At 55.6% G+C, this 12933-nt stretch carries 12 protein-coding genes and 1 tRNA gene; 3 read left to right on the forward strand and 10 right to left on the reverse strand.

The features are described 5' to 3' along the window. Window positions 1–240: 240 nt before the first annotated feature. The 3 genes from C7K08_RS10320 to C7K08_RS10335 form a co-directional block, all read right to left on the reverse strand. Window positions 241–2436: a PriCT-2 domain-containing protein gene (locus C7K08_RS10320; RefSeq protein WP_106500541.1), complete on the reverse strand. Its 2196-nt coding sequence runs from the start codon at window positions 2434–2436 to the stop codon at window positions 241–243. 494 nt (window positions 2437–2930) lie between these two features. Then, complete coding sequence (locus C7K08_RS10330) at window positions 2931–4181, reverse strand: site-specific integrase (protein WP_106500543.1); 1251 nt, start codon at window positions 4179–4181, stop codon at window positions 2931–2933. Window positions 4182–4328: 147 nt separating this feature from the next. Next, window positions 4329–4402, reverse strand: a tRNA-Arg gene (locus tag C7K08_RS10335). A gap of 117 nt (window positions 4403–4519) precedes the next feature. On the opposite strand from C7K08_RS10335, the gene C7K08_RS10340 reads away from it, so the two are divergent. Beyond that, entirely contained in the window at window positions 4520–5203 is a 684-nt protein-coding gene (locus C7K08_RS10340) for a helix-turn-helix domain-containing protein (protein ID WP_341272158.1), read from the forward strand. 9 nt (window positions 5204–5212) lie between these two features. Here the strand turns inward: C7K08_RS10340 and C7K08_RS10345 are convergent, their stop codons facing one another. Next, the gene (locus C7K08_RS10345; RefSeq protein ID WP_341272159.1) at window positions 5213–5428 is read right to left on the reverse strand and encodes a hypothetical protein; all 216 of its coding nucleotides are present in this window, start codon (window positions 5426–5428) and stop codon (window positions 5213–5215) included. Between the two features lie 31 nt (window positions 5429–5459). Next, window positions 5460–6341 (reverse strand): 16S rRNA (cytidine(1402)-2'-O)-methyltransferase, encoded by an 882-nt coding sequence (gene rsmI / locus C7K08_RS10350; protein WP_106500546.1) that lies wholly within the window; start codon window positions 6339–6341, stop codon window positions 5460–5462. Between rsmI and C7K08_RS10355 the strand changes: the two genes are divergently transcribed. Continuing rightward, complete coding sequence (locus C7K08_RS10355; RefSeq protein WP_106500547.1) at window positions 6340–7230, forward strand: 3'(2'),5'-bisphosphate nucleotidase CysQ; 891 nt, start codon at window positions 6340–6342, stop codon at window positions 7228–7230. The two genes, rsmI and C7K08_RS10355, sit on opposite strands and share 2 nt — an antisense overlap. A 12-nt stretch (window positions 7231–7242) precedes the next feature. On the opposite strand, the gene C7K08_RS10360 is transcribed toward C7K08_RS10355, so the two are convergent. The 5 genes from C7K08_RS10360 to C7K08_RS10380 all read right to left on the reverse strand — a co-directional run bounded on the left by C7K08_RS10360 (window position 7243) and on the right by C7K08_RS10380 (window position 12587). Next, a complete protein-coding gene (locus C7K08_RS10360) occupies window positions 7243–9402 on the reverse strand; it encodes a polyribonucleotide nucleotidyltransferase (protein WP_106500548.1) in 2160 nt (719 codons plus the stop codon). Window positions 9403–9528: 126 nt separating this feature from the next. Continuing rightward, the gene (gene rpsN / locus C7K08_RS10365; protein WP_106500549.1) at window positions 9529–9831 is read right to left on the reverse strand and encodes a 30S ribosomal protein S14; all 303 of its coding nucleotides are present in this window, start codon (window positions 9829–9831) and stop codon (window positions 9529–9531) included. Between the two features lie 61 nt (window positions 9832–9892). Further along, on the reverse strand, window positions 9893–10981 hold the full coding sequence (gene rseP / locus C7K08_RS10370; RefSeq protein ID WP_106500550.1) for an RIP metalloprotease RseP: 1089 nt from the start codon (window positions 10979–10981) through the stop codon (window positions 9893–9895). Then, the gene (gene serS, locus C7K08_RS10375; protein WP_106500551.1) at window positions 10982–12289 is read right to left on the reverse strand and encodes a serine--tRNA ligase; all 1308 of its coding nucleotides are present in this window, start codon (window positions 12287–12289) and stop codon (window positions 10982–10984) included. A gap of 52 nt (window positions 12290–12341) precedes the next feature. Continuing rightward, the gene (locus C7K08_RS10380; RefSeq protein WP_106500552.1) at window positions 12342–12587 is read right to left on the reverse strand and encodes a NifU family protein; all 246 of its coding nucleotides are present in this window, start codon (window positions 12585–12587) and stop codon (window positions 12342–12344) included. Between the two features lie 108 nt (window positions 12588–12695). Between C7K08_RS10380 and C7K08_RS10385 the strand changes: the two genes are divergently transcribed. Next, a partial coding sequence (locus C7K08_RS10385; RefSeq protein WP_241537200.1) for a GTP-binding protein occupies window positions 12696–12933 on the forward strand: 238 nt, incomplete at its 3' end.

The raw sequence follows: 12933 nt of genomic DNA on the forward strand, positions 1-12933 counted from the left end.
GTGGTGGGGTCGCGCGCGCATGTGAAGTACATCCCTAAATGTGAATCAATTGGGCCAAACTCCAGTGCCTGAGCTGGGTTTGATCCGTTCACATGGAATTCACATGTGAACCAGGTGTATCAATCCCTTAATTGGACTAGCGAATTCACATGTGAATTTGATGTGAACTCCTCATATCTCTCTCTATGAGAGGGTTTTAAGTGGATTCATTCACATGTGAGCGGGCGTAATAAGGAGAACTCACAGCGGCATGGGTTGATCGCCATTCCGCTCAAACCATTCCCGTGCAATCGGGGTCAGCTTCCATTGGCCCGGCATGGAGCCGACCCGAGCCAACATGGGTCGCCGGCCACCGCTTGCCCTAGTAAGGCTGTTGCCCACTGATCCGCTGCTGTAGTTGGCCTTGGCCAGCTGGGCGATGATCTCGCGCCTATGCAGGGATGCTTTTCCGTTTTGGTGCGCATTCCAGAGCAACTTCCCCACCCCGTGTCGCACGTCACGGATCACCTCCGTCATGGCGCTAACAAGAAGCCGGCCAGTATCTTCATCGATCTGGTAGTTGAACTCCCGGGCCGTGCCTTGGCGGCACTTGCGCACGATCCAGGTGCGACGGCAGGTGCTGATGCGCTTCTTCCCGGCTGCCTTKCCAGGCGGACCCTCGAAGCCGTCATGCTCGCCACCTTCCATAACCGGCTGGATGGCATGAACGATGGAAGGAATTTCCTTCCATGCCTTAGCGCCGGCCGCTTCCCCGCCGCCGGTGCCGTCGTGGTTGAGCCACAAAACGGATGTATGCCGKCAGATCACCTCCTTAACAAACGTGAGCAGGGCTGTTACCTGGCTGTTGTCGCAGTAGTTCAGATCAGCGCGGCTTGTAGCGGCCTTGCAGCTGTCAATGATCACCAGCGCAATCTTTTCGCTGCGCACAAAATCAAGCAGAGCTAGGCAGCCGCGCAGGCCTGCTTCCCAGCCCAGTGCCGTCTGTTCGGGATCGTGGCCCCAAACATGAAACCGAAGCCCGTCATGGCTTGGGTTTAGTGCCTGATGATCCGCCTTACCGAGATCCTGCAAAGTGCGGATTAGTGGCGCCGGGCCTGAATCCGTGGCGATCATCAGCACGCTGCCAGCCGGCGGCGGCGCCTCACGATCAAGGAAGCCTGTTCCTTCAATAATGGCAAACGCCATCGCCACCGCTGCGGTGGTCTTGCCGGCGCCGGCCGGCGCATAAAGCAGTGCCTGGTCATTGGCGGGCAGGAAGCCCTCAAGCAGCCAATCAAGGCTGATCACCTTGGAGAGGTCGATGCTTCGGTAGGTGGGCCGTTCCTTTGGGGCGTTACCAAGCCGCATCAGCTCCTGCTCTGTGAGCATGCGAAACAAGGCTGCATTGATCTGGCCATCAGTGCGCCGGAAGCGGACCATGATCTCGGCGCGCGCTTCCATTTCGGTGTCATCGTCCTGCTCGCGCAGGGCCGCTAACGCCATCGTCAGCAGCTCGCGGTAAGCCGGCAGCGCTGGTTCAGTTTGATCAGCCGCCCCGGCAGGGGCCTTTCCCGGCAATTGTTGCTGGGGCCTTTGGTAACGGAACCCACCAAGCGTGTCAGCCAGGTAATGCAGGGTGCCGATGGTGGTGCCAGAGCCCTTGAAGCTCTGCCACTTGGCCAGGCATTCCTGCTCGTTGAAGTTGGAGCAGCCGCGCGACCAATTCACCCAGTCGCTTAGCAAGCCAGTCGAAACGCTGTGCAGCGCCATCCCAACCCGCAACCAGCGGTCGTAGTCCTCGCATGGCGGGATGTGTAGCAGCAGCTCTTTTGCGCGGGGCACTTCGGCAACAGTTGCCGGCTCATGGTCTGCAGCGGAGGGTTCAGCGGCACCTTTTAGCAAGGGCTCCAGCAACCAATCCGGCGCCTCAGCCACTTGCTGCTCGGCAGGGGAGCGGCCACTTATCCACTGGTAACAACCAGTGTCAGGGTGTGCCCCACAGATCACCGACTGGTGCCCGCCACCGCGTAGCTCAAGGATTGTGCGGCCGGCATCGTTACGCCAAACGCGGCGACCGCGCAGAAAGGGCCAGGCATCAGCCGGCACCCTGAACGCCAACTGGCGGCGATTTGGTAGGCCGCTGCTCCAGGCAATCGTTGCTGGTAAATCCGTCCACGGTCTGCCAAACACCTGGAGAAAATGCGCCACCGCGCCGGTGCCATCGAAATCAAGCGCGATCACACCAGAAGCTTCCCCAAGCACCAGCCCTACGGCCCGCACGAAGGAGGATTCCGCCAGCTCGCAGATCCCGTCAACGTCGTAAGTGGTGTGGCTCCAATCAGCCTGCGGCTCACCGGTGGCCGGGTTGACGGGTCGCTTCATCCCATCACAGGGGATCAGCCGCCAATCGGAATCGACGGACTGAAGCTCCGCTAAGAGCTCAAGGGTGAGAGCCATCACTTTGCCGCTTTCGGCCTTGGAACCTGAGGCGCGCGGGCCATGGCTACTTCAAGAGCTAGCTGAATCACTGTGGTGAGAGGGATACCACGCTCATCGCACTGGCGAACTAACCACTGCCTCTGAACTGCAGTAGGGCGAAAAGTTAAAGGGGGTTGAGCCATAAAGAAATCAGAAAAGATCAGAAAAGATCAGAGTTCTGAGCAACTGTAAGCAGATGGCTATCAGGTCGCTATTCTGATGAGGTGGATTAGAAGCGCTTAGCGCACCTAGGGATGAAAAGGGTTCGGCCCACGGCTGCAAGGCAGAAGGCGAAAAACAGGGGCGCACTTGAGCTGTCCTGGGCCGGCTATAGAAGGCAGGTTGAAATACAGGCCGCCGTGTTTAGTCCAGAGGAGCTATTGGAATCTCAACGCTTGGCGCGATTACTAATAGCGGGTAAGTTGCCAAACAAATTCTGGCCATCTATTGATATTGAAGAGCAGCAAAAGCTGTTATGAATTCCAAAGCATATTTGTTACTTTTTCAAGCAACTTAGGTTTATCTAATTGCCGGCCGTAGGCGGCTAAATGAACTGCTGGGGAGTGGCCCATCAGCTCCGCTGACTCCCGCACACTTAACCCCAGATCAATACCAAGCCTTAGTGCAAAAGCATGGCGCAGTCCATAAGGCGTTAGATCAGCGCGCAGCTGACCCTGGGCTGCTTTCTGGTTGTGCAATCGCCCAAGCTGATGGGCCATGGCTTCTCCAGGTGATGGCAAAGCAACTAATCGGCTCGGCAAGCCATGCTCATTCCAGCGTTCAAATAAGGCGTTGCAATCTGAATGCCAGGTTGCAGGCGGTATAGCTGGAATGGTTCGAGCGCCTACCTTGCCTTGGCCGTTCTGCTTTTCGTGGGCCACTACTGCCACCAGCGATTGGCTAACCCCACCGGGGTTACCCCCGGCAAGGCTGACCTGATGAAGCTGCAGGCCTTTTAGTTCAGCTGGCCGCAGGCCAAACACAATCAAACAATCCCAAGCCACTAGATCAGAGGCGGTAAGTCTGCTGCGGCTAATGCGCTCGCGCAGTTCCTCGATCTCCTGATCCTGAAATGCCATCACCCCTGCGGGGTCAGCTGCGGCCTTGCCGTTACCCCTCATGGGGGCCAGTTCATCTGGCCAAAACCATTGGGAAGCTTTCCATAGGGCGCGCATCCGATCGTGGGCCATTTGCCTGGCACGAGAGTTTGGCGGCCATTGGCGCAAAGCAGCGCTCAGCAGCTGTGCGTCATCTAGCCAAATCTGCTGAGCCGCTATCTGTTCAAGCTTGATTAGGTAGGGCTGATAGGTGCGGTCCCAGGTACGAGAAGTAATGCGCTCGCCTATTAGCTGCGCGCTGAAACGCGAACGCAGCTGGGCCAAGGTTGCTGGTGCTAGGCGACCGGCTTCATGGGCTGCCGGCAGCAATGGATCTGGCCAACGCCAGGTGCCAGCCATTACGGCATCAAATACTGCACAAACCTCAGCCAGGGCAGCTGCTGAGGTGGCAGGTCCAGGGGGGGTAGTGAGCCCTAACTCGCGCTGGATTTGACCCGCGGTTTGAATTTGACCCGCTTGACCCTCATCGGACCGGGGCGGAAGTTCATCGGATAGCAGCCGCAATCGGTCGCGCTTTACCCGCAGATGCCAGCCAGGGCGGCCCTGCCGGTGTCTTTTGAACTGCCTTGAGAGATCAGCTAACCAGCCCTGGCGATCGCCTGCCATTTTTTGACCCGCGGGTCAGAAACGGGTCAAATCCTGCCATGGCTTGACGGTTTTAGGGCGGTTTGGGCGGTTTCTGCTCAAAGGAGGTTCCCCTGAAAACCACTACAGTGACTAGATAAACCCCAGTGGTACTAAGGTTTTTGACAACGCCCCCTGAGTGATTCGAACACTCGACCGGCTGCTTAGAAGGCAGCTGCTCTATCCAGCTGAGCTAAGGGAGCAARTGCTGCTGAGAATCACAATTTCCCATCTTGCCAGCAACCCCCCTAGATTGGTGAGCTGCRGTTGATTCAGCTATGGCGGCATCACGGCTGAACAACAGCCAGAAGCARGAGCTGGTGCAGCGCTACCAAGCTGGCGAAGCTTCTGCTGCCTTGGCTGAGGCCTTTGAATGCAGCACCAACACCGTTAGCCGCACTGTTAAAGCGGTGCTTGGCATTGAAGCCTATGCAGCCCTCAAGGAGCAACGGGCCAAGGGAACCGTGGCGATAAATCCAGAACCCATAAATCCCGAGCMAGAAARTCAAACCACTCAGAAAGTAGAAGAGGCCCCAGCGGTTTTAGCCCTGGATGATGCCGATGATTTTGCAACTAACCACAAGGAAGATTCTGAGAGCATTGATCTAGAGATTGAGCAAAATAACGACTTCTTTACCCTGCCGCTTCTTGCYGTAGAAGCTAATCTCAGCGACAGCAACCCYTGCGTTAGCAAGCCTTTGGTAACGAGTGAACTGCCAGYTAGTTTGTATTTATTAGTTGATCGTGAAGTGGAATTAAAAGGCACCCCGGTGAAGGAATTCAGTGAATTGGGCCGGGTGGCACCCCAGGAGGAAGATCTGCAGGCGATTGCCCTTTTTGTTAACCCACGCCAAGCCAAACGCCAATGCGGACGCAGCCAACGGGTAATMAAAGTGCCTGATTCAAGCCTTTTGGATCTCACCGCCCCCTATATCCTCGCCCAAGGCATCAGCCGCATTGTTCTAGAGGGTGCCCTTTATGCCATACCTGGCAGTGCTGGCTAACAACGGGCTTTATTCATCYTGATGGGGTGCCAATAATGCAGCACTGGTGCCACCGCTAAATACACCGCAAAGAATCGCTAACCCCACCACAAAACCCTGCGGTAAAGGCACTGTTTTGCCAATACCAAKGTTCACCACACTGCGCTCAGATAGGTTTTGGCTGCCAAGGCACAACATCAGTAGCAACACAAATGTGCCCACAATGCTGCTCAAAAACAAACGCATCCGCAGCAGCATCAATYTCTCCTTTTAGAACTCAGTTTGCCCTGTGTAGCAACCCATATAGGGCGCGTCGCTGTAAACCACTGCTTTGAGCTAGTTCCTTAGCTGCCTCTGATGCCGTTAGGCCACTGGCAACTAAGGCCGTTAATTCTTGGCGCAGCTGCGTTTCATCCCAGGGCAACACGGTTGCTTCTGCTGCTGCACCACCAAGCACCAAGGTGCATTCCCCCTGGGGTGCGGTARCAAGGAAATGGGCAAGGGCACCAGCTAAATCAGGACCCACCTGCTCTTCATGGCGTTTAGTTAATTCCCGGGCCACCTGCACCGGCCGTTCAGGGCCGCAATRTTCCACTAATTCCTGCAGCAGGCGCACCAAGCGATGGGGCGCTTCATAAAGCACTGTGGTGCGGCTTTCTTGGCTAATTGCCTCCAARCGACTTTTGCGTTCWCGGCCCTTTAGGGGCAGGAAACCTTCAAAACAAAAACGTCCACTTGGTAAGCCACTGCTCACTAATGCCGTAGTAGCGGCGCAGGGGCCCGGGATACACACCACCCGATGGCCAGCAGCCCTTGCAGCAGCCACCAATGCTTCACCTGGATCGCTGATGCCAGGCAAGCCAGCATCGCTCACTAATGCCAATGCTTCCCCTGCCCCTAATGCATCAAGCAAGGCGGGAATCCTTTGCTTTTGGTTGTGTTCGTGGAAACTGAGCAGCGGCTTACTGATGCCAAAAAAATGCAGCAGTTGGCCGCTATGGCGTGTGTCTTCACAGGCGATCCGATCTACCCCCGCCAGCACCATTTGGGCCCTTGGCGATAGGTCGCCGCGGTGGCCGATGGGGGTGCCCACCAGATAGAGCACTCCCCCTTGGGGTTCGGGGCTCTCGGTCACAATGCCGTTGTGTTGTAACCCCATGATGCCCTTACCCGCGGGTGTGGAACTAGAGCCGCTGYTAGCGGCCTTAAAAAACTTGAGCTGGCAGGCGGCCGATATCTTGCTCGCCTATGCCCGTAAGCCGATGGAATTAAGCGTAGATAAGGGCGGTGAGGGGCCAGTAACAGCAGCAGATCTAGCCGTAAATAAGCTRTTGCTTGATGGCCTAAATAGTGCCTTCCCCGCTGCCCCATGGGCCCTRTTAAGCGAGGAAACAGCAGCTGAGCAAGGCAGTCAAATTATTGAATCCAAYGAATGGCTTTGGATCCTTGATCCCCTTGATGGCACRAAGGATTTTATTCAAGGAACAGGTGAATATGCCGTTCATTTAGCYCTAGTGCATCAGCAGCGCCCAGTGCTCGGTGTGGTGTTGTTGCCTGAAAAGCAAGAACTGTGGTTTGGCCTATTGCTAGATGAAAATTGCTCGGCCTGGTGCGAAAACCGCGCCGGCACAAAACAACAAGTTCAATTCAGTAAGCGCAAAGAATTGGCTGAATTGGTTTTAGTGGCAAGCCGTAACCATCGCGATCAACGCTTAGAGCARCTGCTGCAGCAATTAGAAATTGGCYGCAGCCTCACGGTGGGCAGTGTTGGCTGCAAGGTGGCTGCAATCCTGCGCGGTGATGCTGATATTTACGTGTCGCTATCGGCTAAAAGTGCACCAAAACATTGGGATATGGCAGCACCGGAGGCCGTATTGCTGGCAGCCGGTGGTGGTTTTAGCCATGCCGATGGCAAGCCGCTCACMTACACCAGCAGCAGTTTCCTGCARGCTGGATGTTTAATTGCTAGCCATGGCAYTAGTCACCCGCTCCTGTGTGAACGGGCAACAAAAGCAATGGCCARCATCGACCCCGGTTTTCAGGTTTAGACGCAGCTAAACCTAAACCTCACCGACCGGCAGGATCACAGTTGGCTCGGGATCTGAACCATCTTGGGGTACACCACGCAGGCTCAAGTTGATGCGGCCGCGGTTATCAATTTCCCGCACTCGTACGGTTACCTGATCACCCACGTTCACCACATCTTCCACCTTCTCAACCCGTGATTCAGAKAGTTGGGAGATGTGGATCATGCCTTCCTTGCCAGGCAAGATCTCAACAAAGGCACCGATTGGTATCACCCGGGTTACATGACCCTGGAATACCTCGCCTTCGCTGATGCGCCGGGTGAGCCCTTCGATGATCTTTTGGGCTTCCTCCGCCGCTGCACCATCGTGGCTGGCAACGGTAACGATGCCGGTGTCTTCAATGTCGATCTTGGTGTTGGTGCGCTCAGTGATCCCTTTAATCGTGCGACCACCAGGACCAATCACCGTGCCAATCAATTCGGGATCGATGCGGAAACTGAGCAACCGYGGKGCATGGGGCGACATAACRTCGCGTGGTTTCTCAATCGCTTCAAGCATTTTGGCAAGGATATGAAGCCTGGCCGGCCKCGCTTGATTGATCGCCTTGGCRATGGTTGGCACATCAAGACCGGTGATCTTCATGTCCATCTGCAGGGCGGTGATCCCTTTTTCGGTTCCAGCAACTTTGAAATCCATATCACCAAGGAAATCTTCAATTCCTTGGATATCGGTGAGGATGCGAACCTCTTCCCCCTCCTTGATTAAGCCCATGGCAGCTCCACTAACTGGGGCCACKAGGGGCACACCAGCATCCATCAAAGCCAGGGTGCTGCCGCACACCGAACCCATGGAAGTGGAACCATTGGAGCTGAGGCATTCAGAAACCACCCGCAACACATAGGGGAAGGATTCTTTGYTTGGCAGCACTGGAATCAGTGCCCTTTCCGCCAGGGCGCCGTGGCCCACTTCCCTGCGGCCAGGGGAGCGCATCGGCTTGGTTTCACCGGTGGAATAAGGGGGGAAGTTGTAGTGGTGGAGATAGTGCTTTTCGTTAATTGGATTTAGATCATCCATCTCTTGGGCGTCGGAAGGGGTGCCCAAGGTGGCGGTGGAAAGCACCTGGGTGAGGCCCCGCTGGAATAGGCCAGAACCATGCACCCGTTTTGGTAAAACACTCACCGCGGCACTGATTTCCCGCACCTGGTCGAGCTCACGGCCATCTACCCGTTTGCCCTGTTCCAGGATTTGGGCCCGCATCATTGTTTTGGTGAGCGCCTTGAAGCTGTTAGCCATCAACTTGCTGCTGCTGCCAATGGCAGCYTTCACAGGATCGCTATCACCAAGGGCCGCAACCGCTTCAGCTGCTTTSGCTTTGATGGCATCTAGTTGGGCATCCCTTTCGCCTTTGCTMAGGCTGAATTGGSCAAGCACCTTGCCAATTTCCTTGGAGCATTGCTTGCTCAAGTARTTGGGAACGGTTTTATCTTCCTTCGGCTCYTCGCCCTTCACCTGCTCAATGCCCATGGCGGCGAGGATATCGCTTTGGTGGCGAATCAATTCACCAACTGCTTCGTAGCCGAAATCAATCGCCTCGATCATGTCTTGCTCAGGCAGTTGCCTGGCCCCTGCTTCCACCATCACCACCCCATCAGGGGTGCCAGCTACCACTAAATCAAGCTCAGAACGCTCAATTTCACGGAAGCTTGGATTAAGGATGAAATCATCACCGAGCAAACCCACCCTCACGGCCGCCATYGGGCCATGGAATGGAATCTTGGCGATCAAGGTGGCGAGGGAAGCGCCGGTTACGGCCAACACATCGGGTGGTACCCGTTCATCCAACGACAAACAGGTGGCAACGATCTGAAGGTCGTCCCGCAACCAATTTGGGAACAGGGGCCTGATTGGACGATCGATCAATCTGCAGGTGAGGATTGCCCGCTCAGGTGGGCGCGCCTCCCTGCGAAAGAAACTGCCCGGGATGCGACCAGCGGCATAGAGCCGCTCTTCGTAGTCGCAGGTGAGGGGTAGGAAATCGATGCCTTCGCGGGCATTGGCTCTGGTGGCTGTAACCAGCACCGAGGTGTCACCGCATTCAATGAGCACGCTGCCACCGGCTTGAGGGGCATAACGGCCCGTGGTCAGCCTGATCTCCCGTCCATCGAAGGAGATCGACCGAATTTCACCTTGCACTTGTTCTTATGTCCTGCTTGTCAGCTCTTATCTTTACATCTAGCCGGTAAGGCTGGGGCAAAAAAAAGTCGAGGTAGCTGTTGGCCACCTCGACAAAATTAGTTAKGGCAGYGCTTTTAAAGCAAATTACCAGCTGGATTTAACYACCCCAGGCAGCAATCCCTTGTGGGCCCTTTCCCTTAGTTGGTTGCGGCAAAGGCCAAAATCGCGATAGAAACCACGGGGTTTGCCGGTGGCCCAACAACGGTTGCGTACCCGGTTAGGTGCGCTGTTACGGGGTAATTGTTGGATTTTGCGGTGGATATCCAGGCGCTCCATGGGGCCAGCGGCCTCCTGAAATTCCTGAAGCAAAGCAGCGCGCTTAGCAGCGAAGCGTTCCACAATTTTTTTGCGCTTCACATCCCGCGCAATCATCGACTTTTTCGCCATGCGGCTGCCTTTAAGGGGAAGGTTATTTAATCYAATAATTTAGCTGATCACTGGCCCTTGCTTAACGCAGCAGCAATTGCCTCACAAAGGCCAGCTGGCTGGTGTCTTTAACRATAAGAACGGCGCTTAAGCCGAGCAGCAGCAGCAGCCCTGATTGGGTAAAGGCCAACTGCAGCCGTTCTGGCAACGGTTTGCCCCGCAAGCCTTCAAGTAGTAACAGTAGAAATTGGCCACCATCCAGCATCGGTAGCGGTAAGGAATTAAGCACCGCCAGGTTCACCGAAATCAGTGCAGTGAACAGAAACAAGCTGCCGCCGCCCTGATGGGCGAGCTTTGCGCCCATCTCCACGATTTTTACCGGGCCMGAAATTTGAGGGGCGGTTTCACCAAAATTGGTGGCTAGGGCAACAAAGCCTGAAATGGTGCGGCGCAGGATTTGAACGAATTCAGTTTTGGCCTGCTGCAGGATTTCCAAGGGGTTGCTGGCCCGCCGGAACAGTTCGTTGCCATCAGGCTGCAATTGGGCGCCAATGCGGCCGCTGCCGCCCATATTTGCTGGCACCAATTCAAGMTTTTTGCTTTTGCCGTTGCGTTCTATGCCAAGCAATAAAGCTTGATTCGGTGARGTTTTTACGGCATCAACCAATTGCTGCACCGCCTTGGTGCCAGCCCCAAGGGTTTTACCGCCCATCGCCACAACTAAATCACCTGCCTCAAGGCCAGCTTTAGCTGCCGCCCCATCCGGTTGCAGGGCYACCACCAAAACGCCGCTACCAGCGTTAAAACCAGCTGGTATGCCCACAACTATTCCCTGGGCGCATAGCACTGCCCAAGCYAAGAGCAGATTTGCCAGCACCCCTGCTGAAATCACAATTGCCCGTTGAAAAACGGAACGGTTTTTGAGTAGATCCGGATCTTTGGGATCAAAACCGCTATCGGGATCGTCGTCTGGGAAGGCCACATAACCACCCAAGGGAATTGCCCTCAAGGCAAATTGAATCCCGCGGCTGCGGCGCTCCAACAACACGGGGCCAAAACCAACATTGAAACTAGTTACGCGAATCCCTTGCCAAACGGCTGCAAAAAAATGCCCCGCTTCATGCACAACGATTAAAAGGGCAAGGATTGCCAGAGCAGAGAGAACACCCACTTATTTTTTGCCTAGGTGTATTTGATGATTCTGGCCGCTAGCAATCACATCTGTGCCCATGTAAGGAGCAAGTGCTACGGGCAATTTGATGCTGCCATCGCTTTGTTGGCCTGTTTCTAAAAGGGCTGCCATCGTGCGGCCCACGGCCAAACCACTGCCATTCAAAGTGTGCAAGAGGGCCGTGTTTTTTGCTTCTTTAAATCGGATGGCAGAACGCCTTGCCTGGAAATCTCCACAGTTGCTGCAGCTWGAAATTTCCCGATAGGCACCAGCACCCGGCAGCCACACCTCAAGGTCGTAGGTGCGGTTGGCGGAAAAGCCAATATCGCCGCTGCATAGTTCCATCACCCGATAGGGCAACTCAAGCGCCTGCAGCACCGCCTCTGCATCAGCCGTGAGCTGTTGATGGGCGGCGCTTGATTTTTCGGGATGGCAAAACCAATACAACTCAACTTTGTTGAATTGATGCAAACGGATCAGCCCGCGGGTATCACGGCCGTAGCTGCCGGCCTCCCGCCGAAAACAAGGGGTATATGCCACATATTTGATGGGCAGCTGTTCAGCCGGAATCACCTCATCGCGATGGAGCGAWGTGATTGGCACCTCCGCCGTGGGTGTTAGCCAGAGGTCGTCGTGGGCGCAGCGGAAACTTTCCTCGGCAAATTTGGGTAACTGGCCGGAACCGGTGAGGCTGGCGCTATTAACCAAAATGGGCGGTAACACCTCGCTGTAACCCTTGCGGCCGTGGAGGTCGAGCATGAAATTGATCAGCGCTCGCTCCAGCCGCGCCCCCATGCCTAGAAGGGTTACAAAGCGGCTTTGGGCAATCCGCACCGACCGTTCGGTTTCAAACAAACCAAGCCGTTCACCGATCTGCCAATGCTCCTCAAGGCCCKCTTCCTGGCGTGGATTTCCCCAGCGCTTGATCTCAATATTGCYGGCTTCATTTTTGCCATCTGGTGTTTGSGCTGATGGCAGGTTGGGCAGGGTTAGCAATTCATCCCTCACAGCCGCCTCGAGGAGCTTTTCCTCTTCCTCCAGGTGCGCCACCTGTTGTTTCAGCTTGTTGCCCTGATCCCGCATGGCTTGCAGCTCAGGGCTGCTGGGGGCAATGCCAGCTTTGATCTGCAAGCCCATCTCCTTGCCGATGCGATTGCCTTCGGCTTGGAGATTGCTGCGTTGCTCCTCAAGATCCCGCAGTTGCTTCGCCTTGGCTTGCAACTCGCTCAGATCAAGGCTTTTMCCCCTGCGTTGCAGCTCACTTGCAATCAACTCCGGGTTGTCACGCAGCAGGCGCTGATCCAGCACGGGCCTATGGCAATTGCTTTGAGCCTACGGGCTGGGCTTAAGCCCTTATCAATCAGAGMACCTGCACCACTTCGCTCACTTCAGGAATCGCTTCCCGCAGCTTGCGTTCAATACCCATCTTTAGGGTCATGGTGCTGCTGGGGCAGGAACCACAAGCCCCCTGCAAACGCACCTTCACGATTGGTCCATCGATTTCCACCACCTCCACATTGCCGCCGTCGGCCATCAAATAAGGGCGCAGCTCATCAAGGGTGCGCTCCACATTCTCGAGGGTTAGGGCTTGAAGATCACTACTCATGGCTAAAGGAGGCATACATACACGAATCCTAGGTTCCTAAAGCAAACGGCGGCCCCATTTGGATGGGCCATCGAAAAACAGATGCGGTTTGCTTACTAGGATCTTGATATGACAGACGCCCCTGTTTCACGGATCCGCAATTTCTGCATCATTGCCCATATCGACCATGGCAAATCAACCCTGGCCGATCGGTTGCTGCAAGAAACCGGCACGGTGGCGGCCCGCGATATGCAGGCCCAATTCCTCGACAACATGGAACTGGAGCGGGAGCGGGGCATCACGATCAAGCTGCAGGCTGCGCGCATGGAATACACCGCAGCTGATGGTGATAACTACATCCTCAATC

It is taken from the genome of Synechococcus lacustris str. Tous (genome assembly GCF_003011125.1).
In the GTDB taxonomy this organism is placed as follows: domain Bacteria; phylum Cyanobacteriota; class Cyanobacteriia; order PCC-6307; family Cyanobiaceae; genus Synechococcus_D; species Synechococcus_D lacustris.